Raw genomic sequence first — 20,577 nt, forward strand, 5'->3', positions numbered from 1 at the left:
GGCCTGCGCTCATCGGGAGCTGCAGGCCTTTTTTGCGCATGACGGGTGCCCAAGCGACAAGCTCATGCAGGAGCAGTAAATGCCATTTCTGCAGTGGGATTCCTGCTGTACAGATCTGTCTCACTTCTGAATAGAACGCGCTCACGTTCTACTGTGTGGAGATGGAAGATCTCAGAACGCTCTGTGATGCGGCCAGCCTCATCCAAACTGTCCTGGATGCTCCCGTCACGGTAGCGAGGCACCAACTCCATGCGCGGTTGAGCTGATGCGGGTGTCCAATTTTGTGCAGCTGATGGCCAACGGTTTCCGAATCCGCCAAGGCTGGGAGACATTGTGTGCCACAGGACCATGCTCTCAGTAATCGCATCCATCTCGGAATCCAAGATCACGTATTGGACCTTATGGGTTACAACGCGCTCCGCGCCTACTGCCCATCGTGTGATGGTCGTGAGCTGGTTGATGCGAGTGGGAGACTCTATCAAGAGTCCGTTGATGGCTTTTTGGCCGACCTTGCGGCAACCCACCAGGTAGTTCTTGTTGGGGTATGGACGCCTTGCCACCAGCTCATGTCCATTTCGAAGAAATATGCCGAGCGTCGGACATTCAAAATCGATCAAGGAGCATTCGCCTTCAATTGAGCGGAAGGCGTACAAGCGTGGAATGAGATGAAGCAGCATTGAGAATTCAAATTTCCAAAAAAATCAGCGTTTGACGCCCGACACAAGAATTGCCTTTTCCACATTCAATGAAGCGATGGCGACTTTGAGCTTGATGATCTTGTTGGCCTGGAGCTTGGCGATGAAGGTCAGCACCAGGGCAACAACCGACGAGACTCCGGCAAGCACCTGGGCGCGGGCACTTGACGCATCCGCGCTGTTTGTTGCGCCGTAAAAGGCGACTGCGGCACATGCGAGCAGCAGTACTGACGCGATGAGCACTGTCATGTTGATGACTCGGTGGAAATTCATGTAGCGCTTTCAGCTGTGATTGAGGGTGGTGCAAAGCCAGAATGCACAGGAAGGGCTGCGGCAGCTTTTTTTACATTCGGGCGGGGTAGTAGCGGGTGGGCTTTTTCAAGCACGCCAACGAGCGATTCGGCGCGCTCGCGCGCATCCGCAGGCAAGGCCTGGGCTATCGCATGCATAACGTCAAACAGAGCCAGCATTGCGGTGTAGTCCTCAAGCATTGCGCGTGGTGATTTGCCGCACTGATGAAACACCGTGCCCGCTTCCGCGAAGAGAAAGGCGTTCCCGATGCTCTCGTGCTCATCTGCAGCACCCTGGCTTCCGGTAATGGCCAGAACTCTGGCTTTGTTGTTCTTGGCATTCACGCCGATGATCGGCCGGTCATTGACCACATGTGTGCAGGCCTCGAAGTCATCATCTGTAGGCTTGAAACGTTGCAAATAGGTCATTCTTGGACAAGCTCCATATCGAGATCAGTCCCTTGGCCAGGGAGAGGAGCGCGCTGCCAGCTATTCCATTGATAGATAGCTGTGACCAGCATTGGCACACTGAGTCCTCCCCAGATGTCCTCAACACGAAAGGTGCTCGGCGGGTCCTGGCCACAGATGCAGCTCAACCAGACTTCGCTGAACTCCTCGCCTCCGCGCTCGGAGTGCAGGTTGAAGTGCGTTCGGTTGCCACATGCAGGACAGGGACAGAGATCAACGCTGGATTTGAGAGCGACTGAACGTGCTGACATTAATTTCCTTCTTCGAGGTGAATGCAGTTTCTTCAATGGAGCTGAGGGCGGGGCCGTGAAGCTGGAGCTTCACAACAAGTTAAAGCGCATGGGAAAAATGCAAGTCCGCCTGGATCTGCGTGGTCGATGTGTGAGAACTTGCCTAGAAGAGCCTTAGCTATTGAAGATCCTTAGCTTTCCCTTGGCACCAGGCTTGGGCTTGACGAAGGGCAGAATCCCTTTGCAGTTCGGATAGTTGCAGCAACCCCAGAAGTTCTGGGCGCGCTTCCCGTCCTTAGGCTTGCCTTTGCGCAGCTTGGTAGGCCCGCCGCAGGTTGGACAGTCGGGTGCGTCTTCATCGCTGGCAAGCGGCTTTTGCGGCTTGCCGCGACTGTCGCTGCAGGTCTTCTTACATTCGGCGTTCTGACAACCCCAGAACATCCCGTTGGAACCTTTGAAGCGCATCATCTGGCCGCCACAGCCGAATACGCATTCGTGCTTCTGGGGCATGGCGGCTTCAAAGGCTTTGGCCATCGGGCCGTCCGCTTGTGACAGGACTGGAGCAGCAGCCTTGAGCTGGTTGACCATCGAGCAGACCCAGTTTGTAATCTTGGCTTCAAACGCGGCCACAGGAATCGTCCCGTCCTCAATACGGTCCAAGTCTTGCTCCCACAAGGCGGTCATCGACGGCTGTTTGATTGCCGGTGGGAGGATGGCCATGAGCGCATGGGCCTTGTCCGTCGCGCGTATAGCGCGTTTCTTACGAACGAAAAATTTGCGCACCACTGCACCCTCAATCATTCCTGCGCGGGTGGCTGGGGTGCCAATGCCTGATTTCTCGTTGAGGACCTTCCGCAACTGCTCGTTGGTTTCGAAGCGCGCAATGTTCTCCATCGCGCCAAGCAATGCGGCTTCAGTGAAATAGGGCAGCGGGCGCGTCACTTTTTCGCCCAGCTCGGTCTTGGCCAGGATGCAGGCATCACCCGGAACCACTGCCGGAAGCGCAGCAGAACCGGTGCCCTCCTGTTCATCTGCAACTTCTTCGTCCGGGGGGTCGATGTCGTTGTCACTGCCGAAGGCCGATTTCCAACCAGGGCTGGTGGTCACGTTCCCAGTGGCCACGAATAGATGAGGGCCGCATTGGACTGTGATTTCCGAACGCAGGTACTCATGTGCAGGTAGAAACTGCGCCAGGTAGTAACGGCGCACGATGTCATAAATATTGCGCTCTTGTTCATTCAGGCTGGCGATTGAACCGGCTTGAAAGGTGGGAATGATGCCGTGGTGTGACGTAACCTTAGAGTCATTGAACACACGGCATTTGCGCTCGGGATCGACCAGCTGCACAAGGCCTGCAATGCTTGGGTCGGTTTTGACCATGGCGCTTAGTACATCAGGCACTTCTCCCTGCTGATCCTGAGGCAGATACCGGCTGTCAGATCGCGGGTAGGTCAGTAGCTTGTGCTTTTCGTATAGTGCCTGTCCGATAGCCAGCACCTCATCGGCGGTGTAGCCCCAGCGCTTGTTCGCGTATTGCTGTAGCGATGTGAGATCGAACAGCAGGGGGGCGGTTTCCGACTCTGGCTTTTGTTCCGAGCGAACAATCTGAGCAGCAGCACCATTGCATGCCTGTGCAGCGGCACGGGCAAAGTCCCCTTGATTGCATCTGCCGTTGGCATCCGCATGAGCCTGCGGAGGTTTCCAGCTGGCCTTGAAGCTCCCCTTGGGCGTGTTGACCTGGGCTTGAATGGTCCAGAAGGGGGTAGGTTGGAAGCTTGCGATGGCGCGCTCGCGTTCACACACCAGATTGACCGTTGCTGTGAGCACGCGACCAATGTTCAATATCTCGCGGAAGCCAATGGATCTTGCCAATGCGGTGTACAGGCGAGTCAGGTTCATCCCGACAAGGAAATCTGCGCGGCTTCGGGCCAATGCCGCATGAAAGAGCGGAAGGGTTTCACTGCCGTCTTTGACGTTGGCTAGCGCCTTCTTAATGCTCTGGTTATCCAAAGCGGTAAGACACACCCGCTTTATTGGACCGTTGTAGTTGGCCTGAGCCAACAAGATTCTGCCAATGGCCTCACCTTCACGGTCGAAGTCCGTAGAGATGTACACGGTCGAAGCTTTCTGGATCAAGCCCAACACGGTCTTGGTCTGCTTGGCCGTTTTTTCCTTCATTTTGTAACCCCATGACGAAGGAACAAACGGAAGTAGGCTCAGGTCATCCCAGGATTCATAGCCTTCATATCGTGGGTCGTAGTCCTCGGGCATCAGCTGCTCATACAGATGGCCAAAGCCCCAGGTGACGGCGATGTCGCCGCCTGTGATGTAGCCATCGTTGTACTGGCGCACGCCCAGCACTCCTGCAAGGTCTTTGCCTTGGGCTGGCTTCTCGCAGATATACAGATCCATGATTCACGCTCGCCCGATGAGTTGAGGATGCTCTTGCTCGTTGGCTGCGCTAGGGCGGTGCATCTCTTCCACCATGGCCAATGCTTCGGGGCATACGAAAATCATGCCTCGGCTGATGTTCGCTACGTGTCTGCGCAAGGCCAGCGCAACCATGTACTCAGGATGACGTAGCCCTAGCCAAAACGAATGAATGCTGACCTCGCCTAAGACGAAAGCAGCGCAAACATTGAATCTATGTTTGAGCTTGTGTTTCAAGGGGCGATTGCGCCAGACCTCGACTGGGTTGTGTCCGCAGAAGCGGTCGTGCAGCTGCAGATCGCGTGGATTGTTCTGGAAGTACATTGAAGCCTCTTACAGCTTGCCCTTGCAGCTCTTGATGCTGGCTGGGCGAGTGGAGTTGCGAACAATGTCCTGCAGGGATTCTGAAATCGTTGTGCCAGAACAAAATGCCTTCCAGGCGTCCTTGTACTCCTGATAGTTGTGGTTAGGCCGACTGCAGCTGCTCATCGCTTCGGCTGGAACTTCCCCCTTGGCTTGCGTGACGAACTTCCAATCTTGTTCGGTCATGCCCTGGCCAGCGTTGCAGTAGCGCTCCCAGCGGCGCATTTCATAAATGGCATAGCTGGTTTTGTTCGTGGTGGGGACAGGCTTGGCTGCAGACTTGCTCAGGAGGGCGCGCATCTCGTCAATGCTTGGGCCGATGATCGCTGGTGTCGCTTTCGGGGAGGGCTTTGGCGCGAGAGCTGGGGATTTGGCGGGCGTATAGCTTTGCGTTTGTGAGTCCTCATTGCTGAGCACATCGACAAAGCCTGGTTGGTGTAGGGCGGCTCCACCACGGCCAATATTGTCCCAGGCCACTGTCAGATGGCGGTGCGTGCGCTGGGGCTTGTCGTCTTCTTTGATGACAACAGGCTCCGGGGGCTTGGATTGAAAAGCCGCGCAGCCAGAAAGTACGCCTGCAGCAATAAGCAGTGATAGATATGGACGCATAGCGCCTTGACTCCTTTGAAATCAGATAAAAAATTCTAGAAGTCAGTACCCAGATACCTTGATGCGCGATTTGCCCGTAATGGGCCACTCCGTAATCTTGTCTTGGGAGGCTTTTGGGGGAGCATCGGCGGATTGTTTTAAAGCACAGTCCATGCCTCCAGATTTACTCGCTCCATTTTTGAAAACGCTCAAGGGGATATTTACGTCCTCTCGCGCGCCATCGAATGTGCATTCCAGTGGAAGCGGGCGGATCTTGGACATCGATGAAGAGGACATTCCAAGGTATCCCCCTTTCGCCAAAGGCATGCCCGTCGCGCCTGTGGATCGGGTCATGGCTACCCAAGCTGAATTGGTAGAGCGCATTCGCATGGCGCTGGGCTTCAAAAAAGAAGACTTTCATCGCCTGGTTGTCCCAGTCATCGAGCGCTATGCGTCTTTTGTCCATCTGCTACCCGCATCAGAGGCACACCACCACCGTGGGGCCGGAGGGCTGTTTCGTCACGGCCTTGAAGTGGCGTTCTGGTCAGCGCAAGCCTCTGAGGGGGTTATCTTTTCGACCGAGGGCACACCGCGTGAGCGCCGTGACAACGAGCCAAGATGGAGGCTGGCCAGCTGCTTTTCTGGATTGCTGCATGACGTTGGCAAGCCGTTGTCCGATGTGTCGATCACCGACCGCAACGGAAAGATCGTCTGGAACCCCTATGGGGACTCGCTCTATGAGTGGGCACGCAAGAACAACGTGGACCGCTATTTCATTCGCTGGCGCGACAAACGGCATAAGCGTCACGAGTCGTTCTCGTTGCTGACCGTAGATCGCATTCTTCCTGACCAGACACGCGGCTTCCTGAGCGAAAGCGGCCCCAAGATCATGGAGGCGATGCTTGAGGCGATCTCAGGTACTGGGGTTAATCAGCCTGTGACAAAGCTGATGCTGATGGCTGACCGGGAGAGTGTGGCCCGTGACTTGAAGCAGTCGCGCCTGAATGTCGATGAGTTCTCATATGGCGTACCTGTCGAGCGATATGTGTTCGATGCAATACGCCGATTGGTAAAGCAGGGCACTTGGAAAGTGAACGAGCTGGGCGCAAAAGTTTGGCACTTGAAGCAGGGCGTATTCATCGTCTGGAAGCCCGCCCAGGACATCACGGATCTGGTTGAGAAGGACAAAATACCGGGCGTTCCGCGCGATGCCGACACCTTGGCCGATATCCTGGTTGAACGTGGTTTCGCTGTATCGAACATTGTTTCCGAAAACGGAAATATGGCCACATACCGCTACTGGGAGGTCATGCCCGATTTGGTGAAGGCCCAGGGGTTGGAGAAACCTCTCCTGATGCTTCGGCTGGAATCTCCTGATTTGGTTTTCACAACCGAGCCACCTCCAGCGGTCGAAGGGGTAGTTACAGGCGAAGCAGCGGCAGAAGAGGTCGCTCTCAACGTGCAACTGACAGATCTGAATGCTCCAGACGTTGCACCAGGAAGCAGCACCGAAAATGACTGGAAGGATATGCGCTTTCCGCCAGATGAATCGGCGCAGTCGGCTGCGGCAACAACAGCACCAGCACCCGCACAAATACCGATTCAAACGGCAGGACAGACCGCAGCCCACACTTCATCATCTGCACCAGTTGCTCAAAGCACAGGAGCTAATGTAAGCGCGCAAGGTGCGCCTGCTGTTCAGCCGCCTTCTGAGTCGAACTCAAACATGCTGGCGCTGATACCCGGCTTGATTCAGTCGCCCTCGGTTGCTGGCGTAGATGAAGATGGAATCGGCGTCAGTGCTGAAGTGCTCAAGGCCGAGCAGGATGCCATGTCCGCCTTGGCCGGGATAGGCTTGATGGGATTGGACATGTTTGCACCTGTCCCCTCCCCAATGCCAGCAGCTGCAGCGCAACATAAGCCAGATCCGCTGCCAACGCCTCCAAACTCATCTGTAGCTGAATCCCCTGCACCGCCAAAAACGGAACATGACCATGTGAGTTCGGTAGAAGTCTCTCCTATGCAGATGCTGGCGCAGGCAACAGGCTCAAAACCGGACGTGGATGCTCCTGCAACTGTAGGTCCTGCCAATGATTTTCTGGCAGTACTGACAGCAAATTATCCGAGCGCAACAGAGTCGCATACTCCGTCTTCGATGCCTCAAAGTGCAGGGCAGGCGACAGGTAAGAGTGCTACAAAAATCAAAGCAAATAGGGCTGATAGACCAAAGCCTGAGGCTGCAAAGGGGGGACGACCAGCAGCTGCTCTAGGAACAGAGGAACAGTCGAAGGGCAGTGGCAAGGCTGGAGTGCATAAGGCTGCAATGCCTCCATATGCACACCCCCCAGCCGCCGTCCATGCAGCAGCTCGACCTCCTGCGGTGGAAAGTGCTACCGCGCCCGACTCAATGCCAGAGACATCGCACGTCTTGCCTCCCCCATCTGAATACAACCCTCTCCAAGAGCTGATTGATCTCAATATCGGTTTGGGATTTGACCCTTTGCCTGAGCATATGCGTCTGGCCAACGATGTGGTCGAGCCTGTCCTTTCAGAGGAACCCATAAGCACGCAGTCGGAGCCAGGAGCTGGCCCTGTCGATCTCTCAGGAGGCTTGGCTGAGGTACTGGCTCAATACGGATCTCAAGTGCAGGCATTGATCATGGCTGCCGTGATGCCGGTATTGCTGCGCGATATGACCCTTGGGGAAGTTTTGTTCATGCATGGTCAGCAGGCGGCGATCTATTACCCAGAGGGAGCAAGGAAGATTGGCGGCGATGCCTCTGAGGTAATCAAGATACTGGCCCAGCAACAAGCAATTTCCATCAATCCAGCAACTCCAGGCCGCTATGTCTGGGACTTTGACGGCTACATGGGCATTGTGCTTTGCGAGCCTATATCTGAAGCGATACGGGTGGCGCTCGCTCAAGCAGGAGAGCAGGAAGAAGCTGGAATCTGTCAGCTGGCAATGATGGCTCCAGTGCAATTCATTGAGGTCACACCGAGCGAACCTACTCCAATGGACAAGCTGCGTGGAGCTGCATTGGCGGAAGCAGTCTTGAACACGGGCTTCAAGATGCCTGTTCGCCAGAAGCGCACCAAGACAGCCTTGCGTGATGTCAAGCCCAAAGGCCGAGGGGCAGATCCAGGCCTGGGCATCGCAGAGGCTGCAGCTCCGCGTCAATCTCCACTATTTATCCCGGCCCATGAAAAGCGTACTGAAAGTCAGCCGCCAGTAGCCCTGGCCATTGAACACGAGATTTCCAAGGTCTCATCCAGCCCATCTGCTGGAGCGGAAGAGAGGGCCGATTCACAAGCTCGTCCAAAGGGCAAGAAGGACAAGCAGAACGCGGCGAAGCCCGATACAGGCGAAGTGATAGAGGTGCGCGTTGATCCCATCGAGCGCGCATTCCAACGGTTGATCGAAATGATTAAGGCGGGCAATGGACCGTGGCTTGCATCGGCGCCTATTCGTGAGGGAGAAAAGCTTTTGGTGGACAAGCGCACCCTTCAGCTGATGACCAACGACTTGATAGGCGTGGAGTTGATGACGGTGCACTTCAAGATGAGCAGCTTTGGCTTCAAGGTCCGCGAAAACCAATTAATTTATTCGGAGAAATAGAGATGGCAATTGAATACGATGCTTTGGCCTATGAGATGCCCTGGCGGCCAAACTATGAAAAGCGCGCGGTCATGGGGTGGGGGCTGGCCACCTTTGGAGCAATGTGTGTGCAGCAGGTCACAGAGATGCCCCCGCAGCCTTTCTACTGGATGGCTGGTATAGGTGCGACTATGGCCATGGCCAGACTTCCGAAGGCCTACAAGCTTCACAAGCTGCAAGAGCACCTTAAGGGCAGACCACTGGAATTCATCAAGATTTCAGAGGTGCAAAAGATGATCAGCAAACACAAGGATGAGCTGTGGCTCGGCAAAGGCTTCATCTGGGAAAACCGCCACGCACAGCGCGTTTTTGAGATCCTGCGCAGAGACTGGTCTTCCATCACCAACCAGAAGTCATTGCTCGAAACGCTGCTGCTGAGGCTGAACCTCAAAGCTTCCAAAGAACTGGAGATGGGTCAACCCTGGATTCATGGGGTGGAACCGAATGAGGTGGATCTGTATCAGCCTTTGAAGCATGTAGAAGGGCACTCACTTTGGGTCGGGACAACGGGTAGTGGCAAAACGCGCGCATTCGATGTGAATATTGCCCAGGCCATCATGCGCAATGAGGTGGTCATCATCATTGATCCCAAGGGCGATAAGGAGATGCGCGACAACGCGCGGCGTACTTGTGAAGCGATGGGCACCCCGGAGCGCTTCATACAGTTCCATCCTGCCTTCCCGGAAGAGTCCGTGCGAATAGACCCGCTTCGCAATTTCACACGCGGGACAGAGATTGCTTCCCGTCTGGCGGCGCTCATCCCGAGCGAAGCTGGCGCTGATCCCTTCAAGTCGTTCGGCTGGCAGGCCTTGAACAATATCGTTCAAGGCCTGCTGATCTGCCACGAGCGTCCCAACTTGATCAAGCTGCGCCGCTACCTTGAAGGCGGTGCTGAAGGCCTGGTTGTAAAGGCTGTTAAGACCTATTCTGAGAAGGTTGACCCACATTGGGAAGAGAAGGCCGCACCGTACTTGGAAAAGGTCAAGAACGCCAGTCTCGACAAACAGGCTGTGGCTCTGATGAAGTTCTATCTGGCGGAAATACAGCCTACTTTCCCAAGCTCCGAGCTGGAGGGGCTGCTGAACATGTATCAGCATGACGCCACCCACTTCGGCAAGATGGTGTCGAACCTCTTGCCCATCATGAACATGCTGACTTCCGGTGATATCGGGGCACTGCTCTCGCCAGATCCAAACGATCTGAGCGACGAGAGGCCCATAACTGATAACGCGAAGATCATCAACAACGGCATGGTTGCCTACATCGGGCTGGACTCGCTCACAGACAGCATGGTGGGCAGTGCAATCGGATCAATTTACTTGTCGGACCTGACAGCGGTGGCGGGTGATCGCTACAACTACGGCGTCGATAACCGACCAGTCAATATTTTTATCGATGAAGCTGCTGAAGTCCTCAATGATCCAACTATTCAGCTGCTCAACAAAGGGCGGGGAGCAAAGATGCGATTGTTTGTTGCGACACAAACGATTGCAGATTTCACAACACGCTTGGGCAGTCAAGAGAAGGCGCTACAAGTTCTAGGTAATATCAACAATATTTTTGCTCTTCGCGTCACAGACACTGAGTCGCAAAAGTACATAGCGGAAAATTTACCTATGACGCGCGTGAAGTACGTCATGCGCAACCAAGGACACAACACAGACGGCGATCAACCAATCATGCATGGTGGCAACCAGGGGGAGCGCCTGATGGAGGAAGAAGCAGAGCTTTTTCCGTCTCAGCTGCTGGGGATGCTGCCGAACCTGGAGTTCATAGGGAAGATTTCAGGCGGGCGTGTGGTAAAGGGGAGGTTGCCGATATTGACTTCATAAGAGGATATGAAAAAAAACAATTCTGAAAAGTATCGGAACTATGAGGTCATATCAATGATTGACACGACTTTGCCTTTTACTATGGTTGAAAAAATCAAGGCAAATAGTAAGAAAAGTAATGAATTACTAAGTGTTTTGCAGTTTGATTGGCCTGATGTTGAATTGGTGCTTCAGAAGTTAACAAGGTATGTAACTGCAGGAATCCAAGCCGATAAGAAACCTGTAATACAGACTATTATTGAAGAAGCTTTGGAGCAGTACGCGGTTCTCTTGATTGAAAACAACGGGAAAAAAATACTAGATCCAATACGCCTTGGAATGTTTCTTAAGTGTTTGATTGATGAAACAGTACTGGCGCTTCGAGTGAAAGTCTGTTCAAGCAATGGAAGCTCTTGGGATGTCTCTCAAGGAATTCCATTTGCTGACTGGGTAATGGCAAATAAGCCAAGGATAACGATTCATGAGAGCAGTGACTTTACTTTGGATGATGATTTAATTAGTAGAAGGTATGTCTATGATTACATCACCAATGAAAGAATCAAAAAAGTATTGCGGAGAGTAAATTATGAACAAACCGTGGTTTGTGGTGGTGATTCTGCTTCTCCTTGAAGCAACAGTAATTTTGCTTTTGATTCCAGGTGATTGGACCAAAAAGCAAATACATATTGAACAGAAATATGTAGAGCAAACACTAGGCGAGGACACTAGAGAGTGGGTGAGGAAGAGGGCAAATGGCTGGTATAACTACGCAATACTCGATTCCGGGTTTTATGAGGGTGCGCTGAATACGCTTATTCCTACTGAAACTGAGAAAAAACGCTCTCGTGGAATGGAGAAGATGGGGCAGGATTGGTTCGCCTGGGTTGAAGGGCGACTGAATGCATTCATGAATGCCGCATACCAGTTCTTTTCACGACTTGCACTTCTCATGGCCTGGTTGCCTTACATGTTGATCTTGTTCATTCCGGCGAGCTACGATGGGTTGATGACCTGGAAAATCAAACGGACCAACTTTGACTACTCAAGCCCAGTCATGCATCGATATGCAGTTCGCGGAGCGAGCTACTTGGTGTTCGGTCTGTTAGCAGCGTTTATGGCTCCCATCGCGTTGAACCCGATCATCATCCCTGTGGCGCTGATGGGCACTATCGTCTTGATAGGTCTGGCCATGGGTAACGTCCAGAAGCGAATTTGATAGCAACAGCATCCAACCGTGTATAAGAAGGGCATCCATTTGGGGTGCCCTTCTTTTTTGGCTGAGGCAAGGAAAGACTTTTTCGCATGCGAAAAAGATAGATTGCCAGCCGATGCTTCTTACAGCGCCCGATAGTGCTGGAGTTGCCCTCTATGGGCGTTTGGTCATGCACGTTTTTCCTTTGAACTCTGAAGAATTCGAGTCAAGGAGAAAGTTCGCATGAAGTTGATTGAAATCCCTCGTCGTATCGATGAGCCGCCACATCTGATGCTCTGGAGCGCCGATGAATTAGCTCCCATGCTGCTAGGGCTTGTTGTGGGTGTTGTGGTCGGCAAAGCTCTGCTTTGCGTGCTGGCCGGGATGCTTGTCACAAACCTCTACCGTCGATTCAAGGACAGCAATCCTGATGGCTATTTGTTGCACATGCTCTATTGGACTGGTGCAGCCTTCTCCAAAGGACGCTCGATGGTCAACCCATTCATCAGGACGTTCGTGGCATGAACATCAATAATTACCTGAAGAAGTATGCGTGGATGCAGACTGAGATCCATTGGGGTCGAGTTTTTATGGGGGGTCTTATTGCGATCAATGCTTTATTGGTCGTAAAAGTCCTCACCAAAGAAACCATTGTTGAAATAGTCCCATTCACATTAACTGAAGACGCTTGGCTGGGTGAGAAATCTGCATCACGATCATATAAAGAGTCTTGGGCATTGGCATTTGCACAGTTGTTCGGCAACGTAACACCCGCAACAGTGGACTTTGTTAAGACACGGACAACACCATTTTTCGCTCCAAAAATTTACTCTCAAATCATTGAAATTCTTGAGGTGCAGTCTCGGCAAATCAAAGATGACCGAGTTTCTCTCCGTTTTGAACCGCGTCATGTTGAATATGAAATGGGAACGGATAAGGTGTTTGTTTATGGGTATTCGTTTGCCAAGGGCGCAAGCTCTAAAGAGTCGCGTACTGACAGAACGTATGAATTCCGCATAAAGATTGCCAAGTATGCACCTCAAATTGACTACATCGATACATACGCCGGTCGGCCGCGCACAAAAACCATTGAAGCGAATCTGAAGCGCAAAGAAGAACAAAGAGAGATGCGCGAGGAAAAAGAGAAAAGAATCCAGGAGCAGAACGAAGATGATATGCAAAGAAATTCGAGTGATGAAAGCGAATTCTAAATACCTGCTGGCCGTGAGCCTTGCAATTGCTGGTCATGTGCATGCACAAGATAAAACACCGGCCATGGATGATATCCCTGTGGTGCCTGCTGGAGTCATGCGTGAGAACGTTCCGGCTCCGATAGGAAGTCGATCTGCTGTGGCTAACAATCAGAAGGCCAGGGGCCAAGGTGCTGAAGCAGGTGTGGACTCTGGAAATTTCTCAGGGAATATCAACAGTAGTTCACATATAACGATGAAGCCAGGGGTGAACCAGATCATTCCAATTGCTATTGGGCATCCAAATCGTATTGTGACTCCATTTAGTACACCCGATATCACCTCTACGACTCTTAGTTCCGGTGGTGGAGGGGGGGAGAAAGATAAATGCGGTGAAGTCTGTATTAAGGACAACGTAATTTATATCGCTACTCTTAAAGAAAGCCCTGTGACGATGTTCATCACCGAGAAGGGGAGTGAATCGCAAGCACTAAGTTTGACGATGATTCCACGCAAAATTCCACCGCGCGAAGTATTCGTTAAGCTTGATGGCTCATTTGCTGGTGGTATGGGTGGGGTCCGGGCTAGTGCAAATGCCAAAGCTGAGGCTTGGGAAACTAGCCAGCCTTACATCGAAACTATCAGAACGCTGTTCAGAAAACTCGCGCTGAATGAAATCCCTCAAGGGTTCACGATGACAGCGACACCGCGCGAACTCGCAGCAAAGGCACCTAAGTGTTCTATCCCTGGGCTGTCGGTTGATTTCGCAGCAGGCCAGTACATGGCTGGCCATAACCTGAATGTTTATGTCGGCGTAGCGCGTAACGACAGCCAGGATCTGGTTGAGTTTCGTGAATCTCAGTGTGCAAACTGGAATACAGCAGCCATCACCAGCTGGCCACTGAAGGTGCTGGAGCCAGGACAGCGCACAGAGGTCTATGTGGCAGTGAAGCAAGGGCATGCTCCTAGCTCGATGTCTCAGCGTCCATCCCTGATAGGAGGCCGGAATTGAATTTGATGCAGAAATGGGGGCAGCTGACCCCCAAGGTCAAACGGCTGGTTGCGGTATCTGCAATCGGTGTAGTCATCCTTGGTGCTATGGCACTGACCACCTCGCCACCAGAAGAGAAAAAACAACGAGGACGCCATGAATCCATCAAGAGCATCCTGACTGATAAGAACACGCGGGACGTTGGCATCGACTCAATTTCTGGCTCCCTGAAAGCGCTGGAAAATAGGATGAAGGGAGTTGAGCGCGAGCAAGAGCGTATAAAGAAAGAGGGAGTAAGTCAAAAGCCTGACTCAACCTCGGAAGAAAATACGGCTGAGAGCGCTCGCATGAGGGCTGATATTGACCGTTTGATTGATATGGTCGAGGCGAAAAATCCTGCCCCTCCCAAAGGTGATGAAGCTGGAAAGGGGGCTGAAGCTGGAGGGAGCAAGCCTGGTGGGGAACCAGCTGTGGTGCAGCAAAGCTATATTGATCAGAAAGTGGACTTCAACGACCCTGCCTCGGTATTCAAATCCGCACCTCTTCCCCACACCAAGAAAATTCGTCAACACGATCATCCAGGAGGAACAGACACTGGTGAAAGTGACGACAAGCAGGTTGCAGGTCTGAATGCAGAGCAGCAAGAAATGCGGATCGTAAGTATTTCTCAAGCAGAAGAAAAGTCGAAGTCGAAACCCAAAGAGGACGAGTCGCAAACCATGTCGTATTTGCCAGCAGGTTCCATAATTACTGGAACGCTGATAAATGGTATGGATGCTCCAACTGGTCAAGGTGCGCGCAAAGATCCATTCCCATCAACTCTACGCATTCAGAAAGAGGCAATTCTGCCTAACAAGTTTCGCGCCGATGTCAGGGAGTGCTTCATGATTCTCTCTGGCTATGGGGACCTAAGCTCAGAGCGTGCGTATTTACGCGGTGAGACATTCTCTTGTATCAGGGAGGATGGCGGAGTTATTGAAGCTCGGCTTGACTCGTATGCGGTTGGCGAAGATGGTAAAGCTGGTGTAAGAGGTCGATTGGTTTCAAAACAAGGACAGATGGTCGCAAAAAGCCTGATTGCTGGTTTCTTAGGCGGAGCATCAAAAGCAATGGACGTTAATGTGGTCCCAACTATCAACACGACTGGCTCAAATCGAACCGAATTCCAGTCTCCATTGTCTTCCGATCTTTTCCAAGGCGCGGCAGTTAAGGGGGCATCGAGCGCATTAGATCGAATTGCCAAGTTCTATATTGAAATGGCGGAAGGTATTTTCCCAGTCATTGAGATCGATGCTGGGCGTCAATTGGATGTGATTGTGACGCGAGGCGCGCGACTGCAGATCCGCAACCTGAAGCGCAAGCGTTAGAACAAAAACATGAATTGTCCGAAACGGGCAATTTGGAGGTGAAGCAAAAAATGAAGTTGTCCTTACGATCCGTTCAACGTGTGATTCTTCCCGCTGTAGCAGTGCTGCTCAGTGGCTGCTCGATGATGAATATCGGGGCAGAGGATTACGGATGTCCAGGCCTTCCGAACGGCGTGCAATGCATGTCAGCTCGGGATGTCTATGTCGCTACCAACAATGGGCAAGTTCCTGCCCCGATGGTCAGGGGAAGGGAGGCTGAGCAGCATGAAGCTGAGATGGTCCAAAAGACCGGCGTAGGTAAATCCAATGAATCGGGCGTTAAGCAGGCGAGTCCAAACGATGTGGTTGACAACTATGTGGCCCCAAGGTTGCCTGATCGCCCGGTCCCAATCCGAACACCAGCTCAAGTCATGCGGATTTGGGTTGCTCCATGGGAGGACAGCAATGGAGATCTGAACACTACTGGATACATATACACAGAAATTGAACCCAGGCGCTGGGTGGTCGGTGAACCGATGACGGCCTCCGATCCAGTGCTCAGGCCACTTCAATCACTGGACGCACCAACGACAGGCATCGGCAATACCGCGATGAGTGCAGAGCGTGAAGCTCGCCTGGAGAGACAGCGAGAGGAGAGGGAGATTCGCCAAGAGCAGATACAGCAACAGCGAGAAATCGCCTCTCAAAAACGGAATCGACTTAATTAAGCAATAGGAGTTCAAGCATGAGCACACTCACACACAACAAGCTGATTGCCCTGAGCCAGAGCAATTTCGTGGCAAAGGTCAAAAAGAAGCATTTGATCGCTGGTGGCCTGGTACTGGCAAGCATCGTTGTTCTGATGACCCCTGACTTCGCATTGGCGGGCGGCGGTGGTTCCGAGTTCGACGATGTATGGAACACCCTCAAGGACTGGACACAAGGTACGCTGGGTCGCATTGTGGCGGGAGCAATCATCCTGGTGGGCATCATCGGCGGAATTGCACGTCAGAGCTTGATGGCCTTTGCCATGGGCGTTGGCGGTGGCATGGGCCTCTACAACGCGCCAACGATCATTGAATCCATTATGTCGGCAACCATTCCGGTAGCCCACAAAGCAGTGCCAAGCCTGATCACGATGTGCAACGGCCTCGGCTGCTAAGTCAACCGGCAAAATCAAGACATCGAAAGAGCGCCCAAGGGGCGCTCTTTCTTTTTCAGGGATCGGGTGAAAGTGCTTGGGTTGCCCATTATGGGCTTCCACCGAAGAGAGACTTTAGCAGCCTCAAAACTAGACTGGAAGCATCTATAACTGGGGTTTCGCATGCGAAAAAGTTTCTTGCTCGCCGTTCTGTCTGGTGCGTTGTCCATGGCCAATGCAGCACCACTTGAGATTACTGATGCTCGTGGGGCGAACATCGAAGAGATGGTGAAGCTGCCTGTTAAAGGGCTTCAGGCAATTCAAAGTAAGGGGCAAATTATGTTCGTTAGCGATAACGGACGATTCGTATTTACTGGCCAAGTAATTGATCTTTGGTCCAAAAAAGAGCTGAGCACTATGAAACAGATGCGGGACGCATCTGAAACTCTCAACTTCAAAGCACTTGGCCTCGACCCCAAAAGCTTGAACGCAATCAGCATTGGTACAGGGAAAAATGAGGTCGTGGCATTTGTAGACCCATACTGTGCTGTGTGTCACAAGTTGATGACCGAATCAAAATCATTGCTGAAAGACTATACGTTCCGCTTTATTGTTGTTCCTGCACTAGGCGATAAATCGAACGTGCTTTCCAAGCAAATATTCTGTGCAAAGGATAAGAATAAAACATTCGAAGCCTTCACGACTAATGCAATTCAAAGCTTAGCCCAAATCCCCAACTGCAATACTGAAGGGTACGACAAGACACTTATTGCAGCCCAGATTTTGGGCGTTGAAGGTGTCCCTATGGTAATAGCTCCCAATGGACGATATGCGAAAGGCTATCCTGCAAAGATGGCTGAATGGCTTGCGGGGAATAAATAATGCTGGCAACAATTCGAAAAGTTGAAGGCGACACATATATTCCTGCCTCATGCAGAGCCGCCACTCTTTTTCCGGTACTCGCATATGATGAAGATCAAAAGCTATTTATCTGTGATGATCAAACAGTAGGCTTTGGGTTCATCTGTCAGCCTCTCAATGGCGCAGATGAAAAAATACAAGATCGTGTTAATGGGTTCATGACACAGGACTATCCCAAAAACACGATAGCTCAATTTTTCTCGTTTCGCTCCCCTGACATTAGCCAAGAAATCTACAAAATTCTTGGTCTGAGAGATGGATTTCGACATGAGATTCTATCCGCGACTATCCAAGAGCGTGCTGAATTCTTAAAAAAGCATACTCGGGAAAGAATAACGGCCACGAATGATCGAGGTATCTACGATAACGGGATCGTACATGATCAAAAATTGATCATATCTTTCAAGATTCCAATCTCAGGTCGCTTCCCAACTGAAAAAGAGTATCTGGAACTGAAACAGATACGAACGAAATGTGAAGCTTCAATTCAGAGCATAGGTGTTGCACCGCATGCAATGACTTCAGCTCAATACAAGCGTGTGATGGGGACCATCCTTAATTGGGGCACTGATGCGAGTTGGAAGCACGAGAATGACAATCTCGATCAGGACAAAGCTATATGCGATCAGCTTCTGGACTTTGATACGCAAATAGATGTCTATAAGAACAAATTAGTCATTGGTGACTATCACGTCAAAGTTCTCTCAGCCAAAAAGACACCAGACAAAATGTTCTTTGGTGATGCACTGGCATATATCGGGGATCTGGCTGGTACTGATTCAGGGGTCAAGGAAAACTACTTCATCTGTATGAATGTTTTCTATCCTGACCATGAATCGGAAAAAACGAAACTTGAACGCAAGCGGCAATTCACGGTGAACCAGGCGTATGGACCGCTGCTGAAATTTGTTCCTGTATTGGCCGATAAAAAGCACAGTTTCGATGTTCTGTATGAATCGTTGAAAGAAGGCTCCAGGCCCATTAAGACAACATACACGTTGGCTATCTTCGCTCCGACAGCTGAGCGAGCCGAAGAAGCTGCGACTAAAGCGCGAAATATCTGGCGAGAGTCACGATTTGAAATGATGGAGGACAAATTTGTTTGTCTTCCAATTTTTATTAATCATCTCCCATTGTGCACTGATCGCAAGGCAATTCTTGATTTATATCGCTACAAAACGATGTCCACAGAGCAAGTGGTTCCAATGTTGCCGATATTTGGTGAGTGGAAAGGAACAGGGACATTCCATGCAACATTGATATCCCGCAACGGGCAAATCATGAGCCAGTCGTTACATGACAGCGATACCAATAAGAACTTGGTCATAGCGGCTGAATCTGGATCTGGAAAGTCGTTTGAAGTAAATGAACTCATTACTTCATATCTTTCTGAGGGGGCGCAGGTCTGGGTTATTGATGCTGGGCGATCATATGAAAAGCTCTGCGCAACATTAAAGGGAGAGTTTGTGCACTTTGGGGAAAACTCCAAAGTTTGCTTAGCGCCATTTGCAAATATTGAAGAGTTTGACGAAGATGAAGATGCAATAAATGCAAATATTGCAGCAATGGCATCTGCCAAGGGAACGCTTGATGAATGGCAGATAGCTTCATTGAAGCGGGTCATTAACGAAATTTGGCATGAAAAGGGCAAAAAGACTCAAATCGATGATATTGCGGAACGATGCTTGAACAGTGGTGATACACGGTTAAGCGATATTGGTACTCAGCTGTACGCCTTTACATCGAAGGGGAGTTACGGCAAGTATTTCAAGGGTGATTTTGCTACTCAGTTTCAATCGCAATTAACAGTGGTTGAGCTTGACGACCTGCAAGGGCGCAAGCATTTGCGTCAGGTTGTTCTTCTGCAACTTATTCAGCAGATCCAAAACGAAGTTTTCTTGGGAGAAAAGAATAGAAAGAAGGTTGTCATCATTGATGAGGCTTGGGACCTGCTGAAGGAGGGCGAGGTTGCTGTATTCATGGAGCACGCTTATCGGAAGTTCCGAAAGTATGGCGGGTCTGTGATTATTGCCACTCAATCTATTAATGACCTTTATGAGAATGCCGTTGGTCGAGCAATTGCAGAAAACTCCTCAAGCATGTACCTGCTAGGACAAACAGCAGAATCGGTAGAGTCGGTTAGAACAACTAAACGGCTCTCATTGTCTGATGGTGGATATAACACACTGCTAACAGTGCACACAGTCCAAGGTGTCTATTCAGAGATTTTCTTGAAAACAAAAGCGGGCATTGGAGTCGGTCGCTTGATTGTTCCTGACTTCCAGAAACTACTCTATTCAACAAACCCGGTTGATACAAACCAAATTAAAAGATCTTTTGATCAAGGCAATAGCTATGCAGAAGCTATCCGCCACGTAATTAGAGAACGCCAGCAAGGGATACGTCAATGATTTCCAAAACAACATTCGCAATTTTCTCTGTCGTCCTGGTTGCTTTGAATGCAGCTGGATATTACTACCTAGATAAAAAAATTGATAAGAGGCTTAGTCAGATTCCAAATATTGCAGTTGTCGATTTGACGAAATTGGCCTCTAGTTACCCGCAGGGGGCTACGCCTCAAGAAGTCGATGCGCTCATGGTGCAGACGAACAATGGAATTCTGAAGCTGAAGGAGGCAGGATATCTAGTTATCGATGCCGGGGCCGTCTTGGCTGCTCCACAAGACATTATTGTGGATCAGGAACTATTTAAATGAAGCTCATTGTCAAGAAGCAGGCTTGGAAGGTCTATATACCTAAGATGGCATCAGTCGCTCTTGTCATACTTCTTGGCGGTGCTGCATTTATGACTAGATTTCGTATTGGAATCGATTCTCAAATAGATAGGTGTATACCAAATTATTCGGTATACCTTATTGATCTTAACAATAATAATCTTGAGAAAGACAAGATATACGCATTCAAGGCTAAAGGACTCCAACCGTTGTTTAAGGATGGAACTTGGATGGTTAAATATCTTCGTGCAATTCCTGGTGATGTGGTCGAGGTGAGTCCGCTGATGGATGTGAAAGTTAACGAACGGACACTGGCAAGCGGTTTGCCACTGATTATGAAAATTGGTGGAAATGAGAAGAACTTTGTGGGAAAGAAGAAGCTTTTGGATGATCAATTCTGGGTTATGGGCAGCAGCTTCACCAGCTTTGATTCACGTTACTGGGGAACCATCAAACAGGAGCAAATAATTGGTCGCGCATATCCGATTTTCTAAGGCGATTTCGCTTCTACTGCTTATTGGAGCTACTT

At 50.9% G+C, this 20,577-nt stretch carries 19 protein-coding genes and 1 pseudogene; 14 read left to right on the forward strand and 6 right to left on the reverse strand.

All coding sequences use genetic code 11. The features are described from left to right. Positions 1-62: 62 nt before the first annotated feature. The 6 genes from P353_RS08065 to P353_RS08095 form a co-directional block, all read right to left on the reverse strand. On the reverse strand, positions 63-677 hold the full coding sequence (locus P353_RS08065; protein WP_034367660.1) for a DUF6012 family protein: 615 nt from the start codon (positions 675-677) through the stop codon (positions 63-65). 24 nt (positions 678-701) lie between these two features. Further along, the gene (locus tag P353_RS08070) at positions 702-968 is read right to left on the reverse strand and encodes a hypothetical protein (RefSeq protein WP_034367663.1); all 267 of its coding nucleotides are present in this window, start codon (positions 966-968) and stop codon (positions 702-704) included. Continuing rightward, positions 965-1,414 carry a hypothetical protein gene (locus tag P353_RS08075; RefSeq protein ID WP_034367666.1) on the reverse strand — a complete coding sequence of 150 codons (450 nt, stop codon included), beginning with the start codon at positions 1,412-1,414 and terminating at the stop codon, positions 965-967. The genes P353_RS08070 and P353_RS08075 overlap by 4 nt, the downstream gene beginning before the upstream one ends. Positions 1,415-1,857: 443 nt before the next feature. After that, positions 1,858-4,095 (reverse strand): DNA topoisomerase 3, encoded by a 2,238-nt coding sequence (locus P353_RS08085; protein WP_052084785.1) that lies wholly within the window; start codon positions 4,093-4,095, stop codon positions 1,858-1,860. Between the two features lie 3 nt (positions 4,096-4,098). Beyond that, positions 4,099-4,437: a hypothetical protein gene (locus tag P353_RS08090; protein ID WP_034367673.1), complete on the reverse strand. Its 339-nt coding sequence runs from the start codon at positions 4,435-4,437 to the stop codon at positions 4,099-4,101. A gap of 9 nt (positions 4,438-4,446) precedes the next feature. Then, positions 4,447-4,953, reverse strand: a complete 507-nt coding sequence (locus P353_RS08095; RefSeq protein ID WP_157839555.1) for a hypothetical protein — start codon at positions 4,951-4,953, stop codon at positions 4,447-4,449. A gap of 283 nt (positions 4,954-5,236) precedes the next feature. Between P353_RS08095 and mobH the strand changes: the two genes are divergently transcribed. From mobH to P353_RS08160, 14 genes and pseudogenes are all read left to right on the forward strand, one after another. Continuing rightward, on the forward strand, positions 5,237-8,683 hold the full coding sequence (mobH, locus tag P353_RS29510; RefSeq protein WP_080750490.1) for a MobH family relaxase: 3,447 nt from the start codon (positions 5,237-5,239) through the stop codon (positions 8,681-8,683). A gap of 2 nt (positions 8,684-8,685) precedes the next feature. After that, positions 8,686-10,554 carry a conjugative transfer system coupling protein TraD gene (traD, locus tag P353_RS08105; RefSeq protein WP_034367679.1) on the forward strand — a complete coding sequence of 623 codons (1,869 nt, stop codon included), beginning with the start codon at positions 8,686-8,688 and terminating at the stop codon, positions 10,552-10,554. 54 nt (positions 10,555-10,608) lie between these two features. Next, positions 10,609-11,163: a hypothetical protein gene (locus tag P353_RS29100; RefSeq protein ID WP_198529039.1), complete on the forward strand. Its 555-nt coding sequence runs from the start codon at positions 10,609-10,611 to the stop codon at positions 11,161-11,163. Then, on the forward strand, positions 11,120-11,749 hold the full coding sequence (locus P353_RS08110) for a DUF4400 domain-containing protein (RefSeq protein WP_034367682.1): 630 nt from the start codon (positions 11,120-11,122) through the stop codon (positions 11,747-11,749). The genes P353_RS29100 and P353_RS08110 overlap by 44 nt, the downstream gene beginning before the upstream one ends. Before the next feature lie 219 nt (positions 11,750-11,968). Continuing rightward, a complete protein-coding gene (gene traL, locus P353_RS08115) occupies positions 11,969-12,250 on the forward strand; it encodes a type IV conjugative transfer system protein TraL (protein ID WP_034367684.1) in 282 nt (93 codons plus the stop codon). Next, complete coding sequence (locus P353_RS08120; RefSeq protein WP_046461891.1) at positions 12,247-12,936, forward strand: TraE/TraK family type IV conjugative transfer system protein; 690 nt, start codon at positions 12,247-12,249, stop codon at positions 12,934-12,936. Before traL ends, P353_RS08120 begins: the two co-directional genes overlap by 4 nt. Next, complete coding sequence (locus P353_RS08125) at positions 12,920-13,927, forward strand: TraK domain-containing protein (protein WP_034367686.1); 1,008 nt, start codon at positions 12,920-12,922, stop codon at positions 13,925-13,927. The genes P353_RS08120 and P353_RS08125 overlap by 17 nt, the downstream gene beginning before the upstream one ends. After that, complete coding sequence (locus P353_RS08130) at positions 13,924-15,273, forward strand: TraB/VirB10 family protein (protein WP_198529040.1); 1,350 nt, start codon at positions 13,924-13,926, stop codon at positions 15,271-15,273. The genes P353_RS08125 and P353_RS08130 overlap by 4 nt, the downstream gene beginning before the upstream one ends. Before the next feature lie 50 nt (positions 15,274-15,323). Beyond that, positions 15,324-15,830 (forward strand): annotated as a pseudogene (traV, locus tag P353_RS08135) (type IV conjugative transfer system lipoprotein TraV); the annotation flags it as partial. A 167-nt stretch (positions 15,831-15,997) separates the two neighbouring features. Beyond that, positions 15,998-16,414 carry a TraA family conjugative transfer protein gene (gene traA / locus P353_RS08140; protein WP_046461893.1) on the forward strand — a complete coding sequence of 139 codons (417 nt, stop codon included), beginning with the start codon at positions 15,998-16,000 and terminating at the stop codon, positions 16,412-16,414. Between the two features lie 207 nt (positions 16,415-16,621). After that, positions 16,622-17,275, forward strand: coding sequence for a DsbC family protein (locus P353_RS08145; protein ID WP_198529041.1), 654 nt, complete (start codon positions 16,622-16,624; stop codon positions 17,273-17,275). Then, complete coding sequence (gene traC / locus P353_RS08150) at positions 17,275-19,725, forward strand: type IV secretion system protein TraC (protein WP_052084786.1); 2,451 nt, start codon at positions 17,275-17,277, stop codon at positions 19,723-19,725. Before P353_RS08145 ends, traC begins: the two co-directional genes overlap by 1 nt. Beyond that, a complete protein-coding gene (locus P353_RS08155) occupies positions 19,722-20,030 on the forward strand; it encodes a hypothetical protein (protein WP_034367694.1) in 309 nt (102 codons plus the stop codon). The genes traC and P353_RS08155 overlap by 4 nt, the downstream gene beginning before the upstream one ends. Beyond that, complete coding sequence (locus P353_RS08160) at positions 20,027-20,542, forward strand: S26 family signal peptidase (RefSeq protein ID WP_034367695.1); 516 nt, start codon at positions 20,027-20,029, stop codon at positions 20,540-20,542. Before P353_RS08155 ends, P353_RS08160 begins: the two co-directional genes overlap by 4 nt. Positions 20,543-20,577 lie beyond the last annotated feature (35 nt).

Origin of the sequence: Comamonas testosteroni (genome assembly GCF_000761245.1) — a bacterium.
GTDB lineage: Bacteria > Pseudomonadota > Gammaproteobacteria > Burkholderiales > Burkholderiaceae_C > Comamonas > Comamonas testosteroni_C.

Excerpts from the sequence above, each read along its gene's own strand:
- traA (WP_046461893.1), top strand. The coding sequence starts at position 15,998 with ATGAGCACACTCACACACAACAAGCTGATTGCCCTGAGCCAGAGCAAT.
- P353_RS08110 (WP_034367682.1), top strand. The coding sequence starts at position 11,120 with ATGAACAAACCGTGGTTTGTGGTGGTGATTCTGCTTCTCCTTGAAGCA.
- P353_RS08120 (WP_046461891.1), top strand. The coding sequence starts at position 12,247 with ATGAACATCAATAATTACCTGAAGAAGTATGCGTGGATGCAGACTGAG.
- P353_RS08145 (WP_198529041.1), top strand. The coding sequence starts at position 16,622 with ATGGCCAATGCAGCACCACTTGAGATTACTGATGCTCGTGGGGCGAAC.
- P353_RS08075 (WP_034367666.1), bottom strand. The coding sequence starts at position 1,414 with ATGACCTATTTGCAACGTTTCAAGCCTACAGATGATGACTTCGAGGCC.
- P353_RS29100 (WP_198529039.1), top strand. The coding sequence starts at position 10,609 with ATGATTGACACGACTTTGCCTTTTACTATGGTTGAAAAAATCAAGGCA.
- P353_RS08155 (WP_034367694.1), top strand. The coding sequence starts at position 19,722 with ATGATTTCCAAAACAACATTCGCAATTTTCTCTGTCGTCCTGGTTGCT.
- P353_RS08065 (WP_034367660.1), bottom strand. The coding sequence starts at position 677 with ATGCTGCTTCATCTCATTCCACGCTTGTACGCCTTCCGCTCAATTGAA.
- P353_RS08070 (WP_034367663.1), bottom strand. The coding sequence starts at position 968 with ATGAATTTCCACCGAGTCATCAACATGACAGTGCTCATCGCGTCAGTA.
- traD (WP_034367679.1), top strand. The coding sequence starts at position 8,686 with ATGGCAATTGAATACGATGCTTTGGCCTATGAGATGCCCTGGCGGCCA.
- P353_RS08090 (WP_034367673.1), bottom strand. The coding sequence starts at position 4,437 with ATGTACTTCCAGAACAATCCACGCGATCTGCAGCTGCACGACCGCTTC.
- P353_RS08160 (WP_034367695.1), top strand. The coding sequence starts at position 20,027 with ATGAAGCTCATTGTCAAGAAGCAGGCTTGGAAGGTCTATATACCTAAG.
- traL (WP_034367684.1), top strand. The coding sequence starts at position 11,969 with ATGAAGTTGATTGAAATCCCTCGTCGTATCGATGAGCCGCCACATCTG.
- traC (WP_052084786.1), top strand. The coding sequence starts at position 17,275 with ATGCTGGCAACAATTCGAAAAGTTGAAGGCGACACATATATTCCTGCC.
- P353_RS08085 (WP_052084785.1), bottom strand. The coding sequence starts at position 4,095 with ATGGATCTGTATATCTGCGAGAAGCCAGCCCAAGGCAAAGACCTTGCA.
- P353_RS08125 (WP_034367686.1), top strand. The coding sequence starts at position 12,920 with ATGAAAGCGAATTCTAAATACCTGCTGGCCGTGAGCCTTGCAATTGCT.
- mobH (WP_080750490.1), top strand. The coding sequence starts at position 5,237 with ATGCCTCCAGATTTACTCGCTCCATTTTTGAAAACGCTCAAGGGGATA.